The sequence below is a fragment of the Streptosporangium sp. NPDC006007 genome (assembly GCF_040614315.1).
GTDB lineage: Bacteria > Actinomycetota > Actinomycetes > Streptosporangiales > Streptosporangiaceae > Streptosporangium.
Window position 1 is genome coordinate 114,742 of the sequence record NZ_JBEXUG010000014.1, and the last position, 15,181, is coordinate 129,922.

17 protein-coding genes and 1 pseudogene are annotated in these 15,181 nt (G+C 68.6%); 11 read left to right on the forward strand and 7 right to left on the reverse strand.

Annotated features, from left to right (window positions below):
- Positions 1 to 434: 434 nt before the first annotated feature.
- Positions 435 to 2,228, reverse strand: coding sequence for an IS481 family transposase (locus ABZ194_RS14110; RefSeq protein WP_355596046.1), 1,794 nt, complete (start codon positions 2,226 to 2,228; stop codon positions 435 to 437).
- A 174-nt stretch (positions 2,229 to 2,402) separates the two neighbouring features.
- On the opposite strand from ABZ194_RS14110, the pseudogene ABZ194_RS14115 reads away from it, so the two are divergent.
- The 5 genes and pseudogenes from ABZ194_RS14115 to ABZ194_RS14135 all read left to right on the forward strand — a co-directional run.
- Positions 2,403 to 2,758: pseudogene (locus ABZ194_RS14115) on the forward strand (transposase); the annotation flags it as partial.
- 406 nt (positions 2,759 to 3,164) lie between these two features.
- Positions 3,165 to 3,521: a type II toxin-antitoxin system RelE/ParE family toxin gene (locus ABZ194_RS14120; protein WP_355595966.1), complete on the forward strand. Its 357-nt coding sequence runs from the start codon at positions 3,165 to 3,167 to the stop codon at positions 3,519 to 3,521.
- The gene (locus tag ABZ194_RS14125; protein WP_355595968.1) at positions 3,518 to 3,817 is read left to right on the forward strand and encodes a helix-turn-helix transcriptional regulator; all 300 of its coding nucleotides are present in this window, start codon (positions 3,518 to 3,520) and stop codon (positions 3,815 to 3,817) included. The genes ABZ194_RS14120 and ABZ194_RS14125 overlap by 4 nt, the downstream gene beginning before the upstream one ends.
- 172 nt (positions 3,818 to 3,989) lie before the next feature.
- On the forward strand, positions 3,990 to 4,301 hold the full coding sequence (locus ABZ194_RS14130) for a type II toxin-antitoxin system prevent-host-death family antitoxin (protein ID WP_355595970.1): 312 nt from the start codon (positions 3,990 to 3,992) through the stop codon (positions 4,299 to 4,301).
- Between the two features lie 2 nt (positions 4,302 to 4,303).
- On the forward strand, positions 4,304 to 4,822 hold the full coding sequence (locus ABZ194_RS14135; RefSeq protein WP_355595972.1) for a type II toxin-antitoxin system mRNA interferase toxin, RelE/StbE family: 519 nt from the start codon (positions 4,304 to 4,306) through the stop codon (positions 4,820 to 4,822).
- Positions 4,823 to 5,083: 261 nt separating this feature from the next.
- Here the strand turns inward: ABZ194_RS14135 and ABZ194_RS14140 are convergent, their stop codons facing one another.
- Positions 5,084 to 5,572, reverse strand: coding sequence for a peptidoglycan-binding domain-containing protein (locus ABZ194_RS14140; protein WP_355595974.1), 489 nt, complete (start codon positions 5,570 to 5,572; stop codon positions 5,084 to 5,086).
- Positions 5,573 to 6,403: 831 nt separating this feature from the next.
- Positions 6,404 to 6,850, reverse strand: a complete 447-nt coding sequence (locus ABZ194_RS14145; RefSeq protein ID WP_355595976.1) for a transposase — start codon at positions 6,848 to 6,850, stop codon at positions 6,404 to 6,406.
- A gap of 541 nt (positions 6,851 to 7,391) precedes the next feature.
- Here ABZ194_RS14145 and ABZ194_RS14150 point away from each other — a divergent pair.
- Positions 7,392 to 7,730: a hypothetical protein gene (locus ABZ194_RS14150; protein WP_355595978.1), complete on the forward strand. Its 339-nt coding sequence runs from the start codon at positions 7,392 to 7,394 to the stop codon at positions 7,728 to 7,730.
- A 94-nt stretch (positions 7,731 to 7,824) separates the two neighbouring features.
- Here the strand turns inward: ABZ194_RS14150 and ABZ194_RS14155 are convergent, their stop codons facing one another.
- On the reverse strand, positions 7,825 to 8,331 hold the full coding sequence (locus ABZ194_RS14155) for a MarR family winged helix-turn-helix transcriptional regulator (RefSeq protein WP_355595980.1): 507 nt from the start codon (positions 8,329 to 8,331) through the stop codon (positions 7,825 to 7,827).
- 68 nt (positions 8,332 to 8,399) lie between these two features.
- On the opposite strand from ABZ194_RS14155, the gene ABZ194_RS14160 reads away from it, so the two are divergent.
- From ABZ194_RS14160 to ABZ194_RS14170, 3 genes are read left to right on the forward strand one after another with little or no spacing between them, the layout of a single operon-like run.
- The gene (locus ABZ194_RS14160) at positions 8,400 to 8,720 is read left to right on the forward strand and encodes a hypothetical protein (protein ID WP_355595981.1); all 321 of its coding nucleotides are present in this window, start codon (positions 8,400 to 8,402) and stop codon (positions 8,718 to 8,720) included.
- The gene (locus ABZ194_RS14165; protein ID WP_355595982.1) at positions 8,717 to 9,457 is read left to right on the forward strand and encodes a hypothetical protein; all 741 of its coding nucleotides are present in this window, start codon (positions 8,717 to 8,719) and stop codon (positions 9,455 to 9,457) included. The genes ABZ194_RS14160 and ABZ194_RS14165 overlap by 4 nt, the downstream gene beginning before the upstream one ends.
- Entirely contained in the window at positions 9,454 to 10,188 is a 735-nt protein-coding gene (locus tag ABZ194_RS14170) for a hypothetical protein (protein ID WP_355595983.1), read from the forward strand. Before ABZ194_RS14165 ends, ABZ194_RS14170 begins: the two co-directional genes overlap by 4 nt.
- A gap of 48 nt (positions 10,189 to 10,236) precedes the next feature.
- On the opposite strand, the gene ABZ194_RS14175 is transcribed toward ABZ194_RS14170, so the two are convergent.
- A complete protein-coding gene (locus ABZ194_RS14175) occupies positions 10,237 to 11,424 on the reverse strand; it encodes an FAD-dependent monooxygenase (protein ID WP_355596048.1) in 1,188 nt (395 codons plus the stop codon).
- 67 nt (positions 11,425 to 11,491) lie between these two features.
- Between ABZ194_RS14175 and ABZ194_RS14180 the strand changes: the two genes are divergently transcribed.
- On the forward strand, positions 11,492 to 12,061 hold the full coding sequence (locus ABZ194_RS14180; protein ID WP_355595985.1) for a PadR family transcriptional regulator: 570 nt from the start codon (positions 11,492 to 11,494) through the stop codon (positions 12,059 to 12,061).
- Between the two features lie 362 nt (positions 12,062 to 12,423).
- Positions 12,424 to 13,200: a hypothetical protein gene (locus ABZ194_RS14185; RefSeq protein ID WP_355595987.1), complete on the forward strand. Its 777-nt coding sequence runs from the start codon at positions 12,424 to 12,426 to the stop codon at positions 13,198 to 13,200.
- An 85-nt stretch (positions 13,201 to 13,285) separates the two neighbouring features.
- On the opposite strand, the gene ABZ194_RS14190 is transcribed toward ABZ194_RS14185, so the two are convergent.
- Positions 13,286 to 13,519 (reverse strand): hypothetical protein, encoded by a 234-nt coding sequence (locus ABZ194_RS14190; RefSeq protein ID WP_355595989.1) that lies wholly within the window; start codon positions 13,517 to 13,519, stop codon positions 13,286 to 13,288.
- 144 nt (positions 13,520 to 13,663) lie between these two features.
- The gene (locus ABZ194_RS14195) at positions 13,664 to 15,064 is read right to left on the reverse strand and encodes an FAD-binding oxidoreductase (RefSeq protein WP_355595991.1); all 1,401 of its coding nucleotides are present in this window, start codon (positions 15,062 to 15,064) and stop codon (positions 13,664 to 13,666) included.
- Between the last annotated feature and the right edge of the window lie 117 nt (positions 15,065 to 15,181).

Below are 15,181 nucleotides of genomic sequence, written 5' to 3' on the forward strand. Positions count from 1 at the left end.
TGGCATCAGCGGGAATCCCGTAGTGGACACGTTCCGCCCTCTGGGTGCGTTGACCGGATCCCGGAGAGGTCCGGCCCGCCTCCCGCCCACCACTCCATGGTAAGGAAAGCCGGTCAGCGCAAAACCGGCAAGCGCACTGATATGCCGGTAAGCAGTGAGGCGTGCTTCACGGCCCCGCCTGGAAGATCGTCGGACCGAATGCGGATATATCAGCCCGCGCTCAGGCAAACTCGGGGATCGGGCGCGTGGGCGGCGCGGCCGTGACCGGCCGAAGAGCCGCAGCGCGGCCAGCGACCGCCCGACGCGCGGCGAGACGCCGAAGGCGGATCGCCTTTAAAGACGTAGAGAAAGTTCTCATTCGGAGTGAGCGGCCTCTGTGTAAAGCTTCAGCTGATGCTTGACGGATTGATGTCGGGTGATGCTTTCCACCTGGCCTAGATCCTGTAGTCGATATGGCCGCTCGCTCGCAGCCGGTTGACCTCCTTGGTGATCGTGCGAGGGTGCACCGACAGCTCCTCACCTTCGAACAGCACCCGAAACCGGGTCTGTTCAAGGACAACGGTGACGACCTTGCCGCGGTGCACCTGGCCGACCTGGACCTTGCAGCCGGCCACCATGAGCGTGCCGTTGCCCGACACCACCCGCTCCACCGTCGGGAACCGGCCGACCAGGGCACCATCGGCGCCCTGAGCCAGGCGGGCACCGTGCAACCGGCCGCGCTGCGAGGGCGTCAACGGGCTCGGCCGGGTGCGCACCAGCACCCCATCGGCGATCACCCGGACCATCCGCGCGTCGATGCGCAACGTCACCCGCTGACCGGCCAATGGAACCCCGACGCTCAGCAGCCGACCCGCCAGGCCCACGCACCCGGCGTTGTTGACCATCCGATCGACCTCCACCACCGCATCGGCCGATAGCGGTCCCGGCGGCACCGCCGCGGCCGGGGACGGACGCCCCGCACGTCCACCACCGGCCATCAGCCGCCCCAGATCAGCGCTGGACAACGTCACCGGATGCGTCTTGAACAGCTCCTCGCCGATGAAGACGCACATGGTCGTGGTGCTGGCCCAGACGGTGACCGTCTGCCCGGCCCGCGCGGTGCCCAGCCACACCTGCCGCCCGCACGCGGTCAGGTTGCCGCTGGCCGGCACAACACGCTCGACCTCCACCGCCACCGGCGTCACCGTCACCGCCTCAACGACATCGGCCGCCCCGGCCCGCACCTGATGCGCGGCCGGGGCAGCCAGCGCGGCCAACTCCGCCGGAAGCCGCAACGCCAGCACCGGCCCATCACCCTGATCCTGCCGATCCCGGCCGGGGCGCACCACGAACCGGCCGGCCGGAACAGCCATGTCCAGCGCCTGATGCGGACGCACGGTGTTGTAGTCGATCACCCACGCATCCAGCGCGTCCTGCGCCGCCTGCAAACTGGAAAACGGCCCATGGGCGGCCAGGAACTCCTCACGCACCGTCTTGTGCCAGCGCTCGACCTTGCCCGTCGTGGTGGGCGAGCGCACCTGGGTGGTGCGGGCGGTGATGCCGTTCTCCCGGCAGATCCGCTCGAACAGCACCTCGCTGGCCCGGGGCTTGGTGAACCGTCCGGTGAACTGCTTGCCGTTGTCGGTCAGCACCTCATCCGGCACCCCGAAGGCCCGTAACGCCGCCGCGAACGCCGCACACACGGCCCGGCCCGATGCCCGCACCACCAGCTGCGCGATCACGATGAACCGGGAATGGTCGTCGATACCGCTGATCAGCTTCAGCTCCCGGCCGTCGGCCAGCATCACCGCCCCCATCACATCCAGCTGCCACAGCTCCATCGGCGTTTCGCGTTCCCAGCGCACATACGACGCCCTGGGGCGTCGCCGCTGCCCCGGCACGATCAGCGTGTTGCGCACCAAGATCCGATACAGCGTGGCCGGCGACGGCACCGGCTCCACTCCGCGCCGGCCCAGCTCATAGGCCAGCCGGGCCGGACCCCACCGCGGATGCGAGCGCCGCAGCTCGCACACCGCGGCCTCCACCGCGGCGATCGTCTGATGCGGGCAGGCCTGTGGCCGGTGCGACCGGTCCGCCAGCCCGGCCAGCCCACCGGCCTGATACCGGCGCATCCACGCATGCACCGACTGCCGCGAGACCCCGTACCTCTGCGCGACCTCGGTCACCGGACAGCCCGCCTCTACTTCCAGTACAGCGCGATACCGCTGCTCCATGACGCTCAACTCCACCAGCGCCAACCCGGCCTCCCCACGTGATCGTCAACGATCACAGGAAGGCAGGTCAGCCGAAGGGGTGTAAAGCATCAACCGAAGCCGCACTGTCAAGCATCAGCCGAAGTAGGACAACTCTAAAACTGACAGACATCGTTGACACCCGGGTCTCCGGCTACTACGGAGACCATCATGTCCACCCCGAACCCCCCACTGGATCGTGAGGCCAAGCGGCGCCTGGCGGTCATCCGTCACGTCGAAGAGGTCTCGGGCAACGTCGCGCTGACGTGCCGCTACTACGGGATCAGCCGCGAGACGCTGCGGGTGTGGGTACGCACCGCCCAAGCCCGGGGTGAGGGCGGTGCAAGCGCGACGGGGCATGCCGCTGCCGCTGGTAAGCGGGCGCTGCCGGGGCACCTACCCTCGAACGACGTGCTAGAAGAGGAAAATAAGCAGCTCCGCGCCCGGATTCGGGAGCTGGAGCAAGAGCGTGGCATCCTGCGCAGGGCCGCGAAGCTTTTCGCGGGCGAGACGAACTGGTGAGCCGCCAGTCCAGGATGTGCGTGGAGTACAGGCCCTCGCGGCGCAGCAGCGCTCCCTTGGCACCCGGCTCGGTCAGCGCGTCGTACTCGGCCACGATCCGCAGCTTGTACCCGGCGCTGAACCTGCGCCGTTTGGGCCGCTCGGCCCGTGGCCCCTTCGGCTCTGGCTCCGAACTCACTGTTACATCATCACGCACACCGACACCCAGGTCAGCAACAGTCAAGGTCACGATCGTCAACGGTCCTGTTCTCGCCCTACATGCAGCTCAGAAGGGTACTTCCTCCCGATGTCTCACCTGACCCTGCCAAAGAGGGTTCTGCCGTCATCCTCACCGAAGGTGCTCTTCCGGCAGGCGACTGTGTTCAGTTGAAAGCAGAGCGTGATGGGGTCGCGGCTCATAGCATCAACGCTATGAGCTGGGGTACCGTAGAACTGGAACCTGAAGTTCGGAAGTGGCTTGAAGGTCTGCCTGCGGCATCGTTCGCGAGGGCGGCTTTCTATGTTGAGCTGCTTGCGGCGGAAGGGCCTCTGCTAGGGGAGCCCTATACGAAGCAGCTTGACGGCAAGCTACGTGAGCTCCGGTTTCACCTTGACGAGTTCGCTATGCGCATCACCTACTGGATCGCACCTCATCGTCGGATCGTGCTCTTGACCGTGTTTCACAAGACGCGGATGCGTGATGACCGTGAGGTTGAGCGGGCTCGGCGAGCCATGCGTCGCTGTGTCGAACTGGCGCACACCGTCGACGAGGAAGAAGAAACAGCATGAGCGAGCGGGGAAGCTGGCAAGAGCTCAGAGATCGTCGGATGGCCGAGCCAGGCGCGGCTGAGGCCTATGAAGCCGCACGTCTCGCCTACGAACTGGGTAAGACGGTCCGGGGGATGCGCGAGGGGCGAGGCTGGAGCCAGAACGACCTGGCTCGTGCGGCGGGCATGACCCAGTCGGCCGTGGCGCGGTTCGAGGCGGGCGGAACCATTCCCACGCTGCCGGTTCTGGAGCGTCTGGCGCGTGCCCTGGACGCGGATGTCGAGGTCCGACTGACGCCACGGGCTCCCGCTGCTTGAGCTGAGGCCCCCACGCCGTCAGGAAATCTATTGTCATGCTGCCGACACCTCGCGGGTTACTGCAGCGTTGGCGGCACCGGCGTCACGCTGGGTGACCTGTCCGATCGGCTTGACCATCTAGGTTTTCCGGGTGGCGCTCGCCATTCTGTATAGGTTTCTATATAGTTTTCGTATGACTGTTATCCACGATGTCACCGAGCTCACGGTCACCGAGGCCGCGCAGCGAGGGGTGGCCCGTCTGGTGGCCGATGCGGAGCAGGGAGCGGATCTGGTGGTGACCCGTCGGCACCGGCCGGTTGCGGCGGTCGTGAGCATGCGTCGTCTCAACGAGTTGGAGGAGGGCGCGGCCGATCTGCGGGATCTGGCGCTGGTTCTTGTGCGGGCGGCGACCGACAGCGGGCGGCGGACGTCGATCGACGATGTCCTTTCCGCCTTCGGGCATACCCGTGAGTCGCTGGCCGCGCTTCCGGATGACGACGAGTAGCGGTGTCCGACGTCGTATTCACCGACCCTGCTCTTGACGATCTCCGCAGGATCGGTCCGGACGCAGTTCCCAAGATCCTGAAAAAGATCCTTCTGCTGCTGGAGAACCCCGAGGCCGGCTACCCGCTGGGTGGGGAGCTCACCGGATTCCGCAAGCTTGTCGTCGGCCGGAACACCTGGCGGGTCGTCTATCGGATCACCGATGACAAGGCGGTTGAGATCTGTGAGATCTGGGCCGTCGGAGAGAGGGCTGACGCTGAGGTCTACGCCGAGGCCAGGGCGCGTGTGCGGGCGGTGGGCGGTGCGCGCCCTGATGTCGTCCGCCTCGGCGAGGTCATCGACCGTCTGGGAACCCAGACCGAACACATCCATGTCGACGCGACACCTGTGCGAGAGCCGGTTCCCGATTGGCTCGCCGATCGGTTGATATACACGGTGGGCATGTCCCGTGAGGAGGTGGCGGCACTCGATCTGGAGAGAGCCGTCGACCTCTGGGCGGAGTTTTGTTCGGCGCCGCGTTAGCCCGTGCTCACTGCTCACGAGGGAACGTGTATTTCGGAAACCGTTAGATGTACGGCACCGGCGTCACGCCTGTTCCTCCGGACCCGGATCGCTTCAGTTCACTGGGGATGCGGGCCGGAGAGCCCGGTCCGGAAGGGAGCCGGTCCGGCGGGTATTCGACCTGTGATCCGGCCGGGGCCGCTGACACATCGGGGCCGCTCGCACACGAACGAGGGCCGGCGCCCTTGGACGGGACGCCGGCCCGGGGTTCGGGTGGTGCGCTCACCTGGCCGCCCCTACGGGCACCTTCTCCAGCCAGGCCTCGTCCCAGGTCTGACGGTCGATTTTGCCGGTCACCGGCAGGCCCTTGAAACGCTGCATGTCCTTGCAGATCGCCTCGGTCTCCGGGCCGAAGTCGCCGTCGACCGAGAGGTCCGGCCAGCCGCGGTTGTTCACCTGCTGCTGCCACTTCCGGACGTCAGCGTTGTTCATGTCGCCTTTCTGCAGGGTGCGGTCGGGCGCCTGCGGAGGCTTCGTGCTGGAGGCCTCCCATGTGGCCTTCCAGGTGATCGGGCCGACGATGCCGTCCGCGTCCAGACGGTGCTCCTTCTGGAAGTTGGTGCACAGGCGCTTGCTCTCTCCGCGGTAGTCACCGTCGACGGTGATGTGCCAGCCGCGATCCCTCAGCTGCTGCTGCCATTGCCTGACGGTGGCGGTCTGGGTGGGCGGCGGGAACTTCAGCGGCGGTGGCTGGAAGTGCGGTGCCGTCATGCGTTACTCCTCAGGTCGGGGTGGTGGCGGGCCCGGGGGCGGGCTGCCTCGCGCCGCCCGTGATCACGAGCCGTCCGTTTCGTGCGAACTCTCTCGAAATGAGGTCGCACTTCCAGCAGAGCACAGGACAGCCCGAAAGGTCCGCTGTCACGAGGCTTTTTGACCACTGTCTTAACGCACTGTGACTGATATCGTGGAAGGTATCCCGGACCGGATGATAGATGCCGGTTTCCCTTGAGAATTGCTCGGTACGTTTGAGGATTTCCAGCAGGTGGCCCGCCGGGTATTCGGACGGACTGTCCCATGCCGGCGAGATCGGCCCGCCGAGTTGAGCATGTGTGGGCCCGCACAGGGTCAGGTAAAAATCGAGTCGGGGCGAAAGCCATAGGCGACCGCGCCGCACCGCGTCTCAGCTCCGCGTCCGGCTGGGCCGGCTGCTCATCGCTCAGCGGGCACCTGCCGCCGAGCCCTTTGGAGACCAGAGCGACTTTGCCGCCTTCCAGCCGGGTCCGGCGCCATTCACACGCCGATTCGCGGGTGGCGCAGAGCAGCCGGGCTACCCGTGATGCGCCGATTCACCCGGTGAACAGGTCCGTAGCCCGAAATCGCAGCTCCTCACGCTGTGATCGAGTCCGGGCGGACAAGTCCCGCCTCTGTCCGCGTATTTCATATGTTCAGATCTATACCCGCGCGAACAACGCACTGGATTCGGCCCCGAGCACTGGAACGCACCGTCACGCCGAGATTTCATGGCCGGTAGAGGGTGTCTGAAAGGTGTCAGGCCGGTCAGCGGCGCCGCGGCTCCGTCCCGGTCGCCGATGTTCGCCGCGCTCACGTGCGCCTTGCGGACGATCCCGAGCGTGCCGACGAGCCGGCGGCGTTTGCGGTCGCCCGCCTTCCTGGTGCCGTCGTGGCCGTGGATCCCCCCTTTTCGGTGGTCTTGATGCTCTGGCTGTCGAGGATGCCCGTGCCGGGCGGCGGGTGCGGTCCCCGCCGGGTGTGCTCCCGTTCCCGCAGCACCGCCGTGATCTGCTCCCAGCGGCCCTCGATCCGCCACCGGCGCCAGTAGTGGTAGACCGTCCGCCAGGGCGGCAGCTCGTGGGGCAGCCGCCGCCAGGCGCACCTGGCCCACAGCCAGTAGGCCAGGGCGTTGACGATCTCCCGCCGCTCGTGCACCACGGGGCGCCCACCCGGTTGTGGCGGCGGGACCAGCGGGGCGAGGGCCTCCCATTCGAGATCGGACAGATCCGTCGGATATGCGGCGCGCTTCCTCGACATCGGCGGCCTCCCGTACTCCACGACGAGGCACTACGCCATCAATATGCCCATTTTAGGATTTTTCAGACACTCCGTATGTGCGGGACGATGATCAGGAGAAGGCTCACCGGGTCTGGGCGTGAGTCGCCTCTGCGACTCTCGACGGTGCCGCTTGCCCGTCTGGACCTTCACGTCACCCCAGGTGGACGCGGGGGGTTGATTTGTCCAATGTCCAACTTTGCCCTTCGGGTGAACCTTGGACAAAGATCGCTGAGTGGCCCGCCCCTCCGGTGGCAATGTGGTGGACATCCCCGGCGAGCACATCACCGGGGTGCGGGCGGGACGCCTACGGCCTCGGGCCCACGTTCCGTCCACGGAAGGACTCCGAACGAGGGATCGCTTCGTTCGTCGGCGGTCGTGGTGGCCGGCATCGGCCTGATGTCGATCACCGAGGGCGCCGCCTGCGCCACCGGTGTCGCCACGCGCGGCGTGGTCCCGGGGGCGAACGCCTCACCTCGACGAGGTGACCACTATGACACCAGAAAAGGGGATCTTCATGTCCATGAGCTCTCGTGGGGCGAGCCTGCGTACCCGAGTCGCCGTCGTTGCCGCCGCCTCCGTCGCCGTCGCCGGTCTCGGCGCCGGCCTTGGTGCCACTCCGGCGTCGGCGGACGTCCACCGCGGCGTCAACGGCTGCTTCTCCTGGTCCTGGGGAGACGGCAACACCTCTGTGACGGTGTACTGGCACAACCGGTGCAAGAGCAGGCACAAGCTGAACATCAAGTACAGCCTCGGCTGGACCACCAAGAAGTACACGGCTGTCGTCGGGGCCGACGGGAAGGGTCACAAGAAGTTCCAGACCGCTTCGATCGTGTCCATCACCGACGGGGGCGCCGCCTAGCCTGCTGTTGCTGGTTTCGGGGTGCGGCGCGGTCACGCGCCGCACCCCGACGTGTTACCGCGTGTGCCGAAGGGCGTCTACCGTTCCGGCGTGGTCACCGCGACGGCCGGCGGTATCCGGGGTGGACGCCGGGGGTGAGGCCCTGCTGGGTGGCGATCGCCTGGAGCAGGGCGGTGAGCTGCGTGCGCTGGTCGTCGTCGAGTGCGGCGCAGATCTCGTCCTCGTGTGCGGGGGCGAGCTCGCGCATCTCGGTCATCACCCGCGTGCCCTCGGCGGCGAGGTGCAGGGCGTGGTTGCGGCGGTCCCGAGGGTCGCGCCGCCGTTCGACGAGCCCCTTGCGCTCCAGGCCGTCGACCAGTGCGACGACCCGGCTCGGCACGACTCCCAGCTCCCCGGCCAGGGACCGCTGGCTCAGTCCCGGCCGGGTGGCGATCATGCGCAGGAGCCCGGCGTCGGCGGGGGTCATCCCGAGGACGCCGATCCGCTCGGTGAATCGCGCCGCGGCGTGCGCGCCCACCTGGGAGAGCAGGAACGCCGCCCCCCTCGGCCGGGACCGCGGGGGCGATCCGTCGTCGTGGCCGGTCTGCCGTTCCGTGGTCATACAGCGATGGTAGCGGTAGTGAATAGTTCTATGCTATGAATAGTTCACATAAGAGAATGGAGTAGGACGTGTTCGGAGATATCGGTGGTGGCCCACCGCCCCCATCCGGCCCGGCCGGCGAGGTCACGCCGGTGACCGGCGGCTCACGCGGAATCGGCGAGGCGACCCGCCATGCCCGGACGACGAACGGGAACGCGGTGAACGGCCGCGGCCTGGCGGTGAACAAGGCCGGGGCAGGGGGCGCGGTGAGCGGCCGTCGCCGGGCGGCGACCGGCGACGGAGGCGGGCGCGGTGATGCCGGCCGGGCCGTGCCGTCCCTCGCCTCGAACGCGTCGCCCCGGGGCGCCGAGGTCACGCTTGGCCTGGCCGGTGGGCGGGTGATCGTGTGACCACCGTCGAGCACACTCCGCGACAGGCTCAGGCCGGGCCGCCGCTGGGGATCCTCGCCGTGGTGTTCACGGCGCTGTTCCTCGGCGGGATCGTCGCCAGCACGGTCATGGCGGGTGGCGGCACCTTCCCGTCGCCGTTCGGCGCTCCGGCCGAGATCCTGGCGTATTTCCACGACCATCGAAACGCCGTACAGACGGGCGCTTTTCTGCAGTTCGCCGCCTCGGTTCCGATGTCGATCTACGCGGCCACCGCCTCGGCCCGCCTGCGCAGTCTCGGCATCCGGGCGCCCGGCGCGACCATCGCCCTGGTCGGCGGTGTGCTGGCCGCGGCCATGTCGGCCCTGTCCGCGCTGTTGAGCTGGGTGCTGTCGCGCCCTGAGGTGCTCGCCGAGCCCGCCGTGGTCCGGGCCCTGCAAGACCTCGCCTTCGCCACCGGCGGCACCGGGCACGTCGTCTTCCTGGGGCTGCTCGTGGCGGGCATCGCCGTACCGGGGCTGCTGGCCGGCCTGCTGCCACGCCCGCCGGCGCTCGCCGGTCTGGCCGTCGCCGCGGTCGCCGAACTGTCCATCCTCACCCTGCTGGTCTCCGACGCGGCCATTCTGCTGCCCATAGCCCGGTTCACCGCCCTGGCCTGGCTCGTCGCCGCCGGCTTCCTCCTGCCCCGCACCCGGTCCAACAAGGCCGGAACGCGCCTGAGCCGGGCCGGATCGTCGACGGCGGAGGAGGGGACCGCGTGAACACCGCGATGACCGAGCGACTTATCCGGTTCCAGCACCCCGAGAAGGTCCTGGGATACCTCGGAGGGCTCGACGACGATCGCATCGCCGCCCTGTTCGGGCTGGACCTGGACTCCTACCGGCGGTCGCGCCGGGGATACGACGAGCAGGCATGTGGCGCCGCGGCCGAACTGCTCGACGATCCCGGATTCGCGGAGAAAGTGGACCGGCTCCCCTTCAAGCCCGGTCAGCGCGTCGTGGCCCTCGGTGAGAGCACCACCGACGACCTGCTGTCATGGTTCGAGATCCTGCGCCACGTCATCGCCCTTCGGCGCCCCGCCGACGGCATCACCCTGGTGAACATGGCGGTCTCCGGGCACACGAGCACCCAGGCTCTGACCCTGCTGCCCGGACTGTCATTCCATCGCCCGGACTGGGTGCTCTGCATGCTTGGCGGCAACGACGCCCAGCGCCTCGGGCCGGCAGACGGGCCAACCTGGTCAGTCTCCCCGAGACCGGGCGCAACCTCCGCGTCCTGCGTGATCTCGTCGCGCGGAGCGATGGGCGTGGATCACCCCGACCGCGGTGGACGAGACCCGCGTCGCGGCCTACCAGCCGTTCCGGCGAGCCGGGATCACCTGGGCCAACCGCGACCTCGACGCCATCGGGCGGATCCTGACCGCGCGGCCGGACCTCACGGTCGACGGCTACGCCGTCATCGCCCGGCAGCCGGGGGAACGGTTTCACCTTGAGGACGGACTGCACCTCATTCCCAATGTGATACACGATCACTCTCAAGGTCACGAGCAAGCCCACCACCCCGCCGCCCGCCGAGCTGATATCGGTTCGTCCCAGGAGATCCGGTGGTCGTGCATCCAGGCCAGGGAGTTCTTCCTGGTCATCCGCCGCATGATCATCGGGAGCACGAGGTCGCGGACGAGGGCGCCGGTCGCTCCCGGGGCCTTGCCGCTCCCGTTGCGTCTGCCCTGTGCGACGATCCGCTCCACCCGGCCGCGCCGCAGCCGCTCGAAGGCGGCGAACGCGTCGCGCGTGTGGGGGACGTCGCGCAGGCATTTGGCCAGCACCACCGCGTCCTCGATCGCCATGGACGCGCCCTGCCCTGACGAGGGCGAGGTGGCGTGCGCGGCGTCGCCCAGGATCACCATGCGCTCGTTGAACCACTTCGGGACGGTCGGGAAGTCATAGGTGTTCCAGCCCGCCAGGATGTGGCCGGTCGCGCCGATGATGTCGAGCATCGGCCCGTTGTCGTCCTCGAACAGCTTCACCAGCCTGGCACGCCACTGCTCGGGCGTGATCGCCGCGAGCTCCTCCGGGCTCGGCTCCCTGGGGCTCGGCGGGTTGGCGAACCACCACACCTGCCCGTCCGGATGGATCAGATACCCGAAGAAGCACTTCTTGCCGAAGACGAAGTAGGAGGTGTCCGGCCGGCCGGGCACCTTCACGCCGTCCGCGAAGCCCCCCGTGTTCAGCAGCCCGACGTGCCGGGCGCGCGGTGCGCCGGCGTCGATGAGCGTGCGGGTGCGCGAGCGCAGCCCGTCGGCGCCGATCAGCAGGTCGCCCTCGGCCGTGCTCCCGTCGGCGAAGGTCGCCCGCACCCCGTCGCCGGTGATCGAGGCGTCGGTGAGGCGCCTGCCGTACCGGATCGGCACGCCGCGCCGTACGGCCTCGTCGCGCAGCGCCCGGTAGAGGTCGGCGCGCCTCAGCGTGCGGCCGGGCTGCCGGAAGGAGGCCAGCACCCTGCCCTGTCCGTTGCTCATCTCCATCCGGGGCGAGTCCATGCCCAGGTCGCGGACGAGATCGTGCAGGCCGAGGGGGCGCAGGGCCTCAAGCCCGTTGGCCGCGAGTGTCAGGAAGGCGCCCACCCCCTCGGAACCGTGGTCGTAGGCCTCGAAGACCTCGGCGTCCACGCCGGCACGCCGCAGGGCCATGGCGGTCACCGGGCCGGCGATTCCTCCACCGATGACCAGAGCTTTTTAGTCATGTAATGACTATACATAATATGACTATGGTTTGGCGGGCAGTACGATGTGCGGCATGTCCCCGAGGCGATCCCCGCTGGCCATGGCGCTGCTCTCCCTGGTCTCCGAGGCGCCCATGCACGCGTACCGGATGCAGCAGTTGATCAAGGAGCGGCACAAGGACGACGTGGTCAACGTCGCGCAGCGCAACAGCGTCTACCAGACCATCGACAGGCTGCTCCGCGACGGGCTCATCGCGGTCCGCGAGACCTCGCGCGAGGAGAACCGCCCGGAAAGGACCGTCTACGGACTCACCGACACGGGCCGCGCGACGCTGCGGCGGTGGATGCTGGAGATGCTCTCCACGCGAGCCCGCGAGTTCCCCGAGTTCCCCGCCGCGCTCGCCTTCCTGCCCGTGCTGCCCCCCGAGGAGGCGCGCGCCGCGCTTGAGGAGCGCCTGACCTCCCTGCGGGCGCGACTGTCCGCGATGGACACCGAACTGGCCGAGGCGGGGAGGTTCCTGCCCCGGGTCTTCCTCGTGGAAACCGAGTACCAGCGGGCCGTGATCGGCGCCGAGATCGACTACGTCCGGAGTCTCGCCGGCGACCTGCGCGAGGACCGCGTCACCTGGGACCACCGCCCGTGACGACCGGACGATCCGCGATGAATCCGGGTCCATCCGGCTGGGCTGAGGTCATCGTATTTCCCCAGATGGCGGATAAAAGTCGTGTACTCGGCGTTTTCTACGGGAGAGGCTGCGCCGTACACGGGTTGAGGCGAACGGCGGGGGTGGAATGGCCGCGCTGTGGTGTGGGCCTGCCCGGGTGGCGATGTGCCGCGCGGATGGCGGTGACCTGGCCGGGGCCGGTTGGTTCACGGGGAGTTGGCTGTTTAACGTGATATAAATGCTGAAAATTATCCATCTACGGGAATTTTGGCATGCGGACTATTTGTAGTGGTATGAGGGTTTTTGCGTTGACTGCGGCGGCCTTCGCTACCCTGATTCTCGTGGTGGGCAGTCTGGTCGCCATCACCCCCCGAAGCGCCCTCTCGGCTTCCGCCGTGAGCTCCACGGTGAGTGTCGGCGCGAGTTCCGGTGTGGGGGTGAATAAGCAGGCGGTCAGCACCTCCGTGGTGAGAATCGACGGAAAGTCCTACCTCAAGGTGCGGGTGACCAGCGGGTACGGCGTTACCCGGCGGTTCGCCGTCACGCAGCGCGTCTGCGAGAAGGGGACGTGCCGGACGGTTACCACGACCCTGCTGGTGAAGGCGGCCCGGACGGCGTGGCAGGGCAGGTATCTCGGCACCGGCACCTACAAGAAGGACGGTGCTCCCTCCACCTCGGTGACGGCGCCGACCCCCAAGCCCACACCGGCCGCCATCGTCACCCTGACCCCGCGGGCGACCCCGACCGTGACCCTCACCGTGACTCGGACGGTGATGGCCACCGCGACGGTGACAGCCACCGCGACGGTCACCGTTATGCCCACCCCCACCCCCACCCCCACCCCCACCGTGACCGTCACCGGGTCGCCGGTGACCGACACCCTCTGCGGTGCGCGCGCCAACCCCTACGGATTCACCTACTGCGTCACGGAGAACAGGGTGTATCCGTCCGACAAGACCGGGGTGTGCGAGGTCTTCGCCTGTATCGACAACTTCGACAACGGGACGGGCTACCTGGTCGAGTGCCGCGACGGAATGGTGAGTATGTCGGGCGGGCTCTCCGGGGTCTGTTCCTACCATGCTGGATGGCTCCGGGACATATACCGAAACGCCGTGTAGACGGGTGCGGCGCTGTCCACCGCGCCCCCGGTGAGATCGATCCGGAGGGCGCCGCGTTAGGGGTGTGCTCTTGTGGGTGGGGGTGTCACGCCTCCGGCTGGTGGCGCTTCCTGTCGGCGTCCATCCCCATGAGCAGGGTGAGCGCGACGACGATGACGGACGACGAGACGATCCACCATGTCGGATCGGGGAGCAGCAGGGGGAGCGCGAGAACCGGGTGCCAGCCGAACAGCTTGGCCACGAAGGGCATCACGCCCTCGTAGACGCCGATCAGCAGCACCACGGTTAAGATCGCGTCTTGCGACTTCGAATCCTTCATAACTGTCAATCGTGACCTGCCCGCCGCCCTGCCGGTAGGGACCAATGCCGATACCATGCCCACCTGGTATTGAACGGTTTGCCAATGCCGTTTCGCGGGGAATCGCTCAGATAAGGGCCGCTCAGAGCCCCGGCAGGGAACCGTTCAGAGCCTCGGCACGACGTGGCCGAGGCGGAACACGCGTGCCGGGTCGTAGCGGTCCTTGAGCTCGACGAGCCGGCGCAGCACCGGCTCCGGCCACGCGCGGGCGAGCTGGGCCGGAGCCAGCGCGGATCCCTGGAAGTTGAGCAGTGACCCTCCGGTCGACCAGGGGGCCAGGGCGTCGAGAACGGCCTGGCCGGTCGCCGGGATCACGGTCTCCAGCAACTCCGGTACGGGAGCGCCGATGACCAGTACGGAGAAGGCCGCGTCGCGCCCGCCGACGGCGTTCGGCCGCTCCGGCGCACGGCCCAGCGCCCCGCCCAACTGGCGCAGTTCCACGACGGAGAGGGGGACGTCGGCGGCCGGACCGGCGACCGCCAGGATCGCCTCCACGGTCTCGGCGGTGAGCTCGCGCAGCAGGGTGCCGCGATCCCAGGCCGGCATCGGCGTCACCGGGTCGTTGTGCACGGTGTCGAGCGCGGTGAACGGCAACCGCGCGACCGTGTCGAGGATCGGCTCGGCGGCGGCGCGCATCGGGGCGAGCAGGCCCTCCGCCTCCTGTGCCCCGCCCAGGTGGGTGAAGCGCAGGTGAACCACGAAGCGTCCCCGCAGCTGCGGCGGCAGCTCCGGCAGCGGCGGCAGGCGCAGCATCGCCACCGAGGTGCCGGTGGCCTCCGGCAACGTGCCGGTCCAGCGCCGGTAGGCGTGCAGGACGGCGGCCGCGTCCTCGGCGCCGTAGTAGAGGCCACCCCCGTACAGCGAGGTCACCGGGAACAGGTCGACCACCATGGAGGTGACCACGCCGAAGCTTCCCTTGCCGCCGCGCAGCGCCCAGAACAGGTCGGGTTCCCGCCGGGTGTCGGCCACCCGGACCAGCCCGTCCGCGGTCACCACGGTGATCTCCCGCACATGGTCGGCGGCGAAGCCGAAGGCGCGCGAGATCGGGCCGATGCCGCCGCCCAGGGTGTAGCCCACCGCGCCCACACCGGATGCCGAGCCGCTCAGGGGCGCCAGGCCGTGCGGTGCCGTCGCGGCGATGACCTCGCCCCAGGTGCAGCCCGCGCCGATCCGCGCGCCACGGGTGGACGGGTCCACGTGGATGTCACGCATCCTCGACGTGCTGATCAGCACCGCCCCGTCGGCGGGCTGAACCGCCCCGTGGCCGGTCGCCTGGACGGCGACGGGCAGGGAGTGGGTCGTCGCGAAGCGGATCGCGGCGGCGACGTCCTCGGCGCCGGTGGCGGCCACGACGACGGCGGGGTGGTGCCGGACGGCGAGGTTGAAGGCCGCGGCCTCCTCCTCGAAGCCGTGCTGTCCCGGTGACAGAACGGGGCCGGACACCTGGCGGCGCAGGGCCTCCACCGCCATGCCGAAGCGGTCCGTTTCCGGGGAGACGGTACTCATGGATCTTCTCCTGTCGGTGAATCTGCCGGTGAATCTGTTCACGAGGTCGTGGTGAGGGCCGGGGCGCGGCCGGGTGCGAGTGGCCCGGCCGCTCCTTTCTCGCAGACCGCGCTGGGA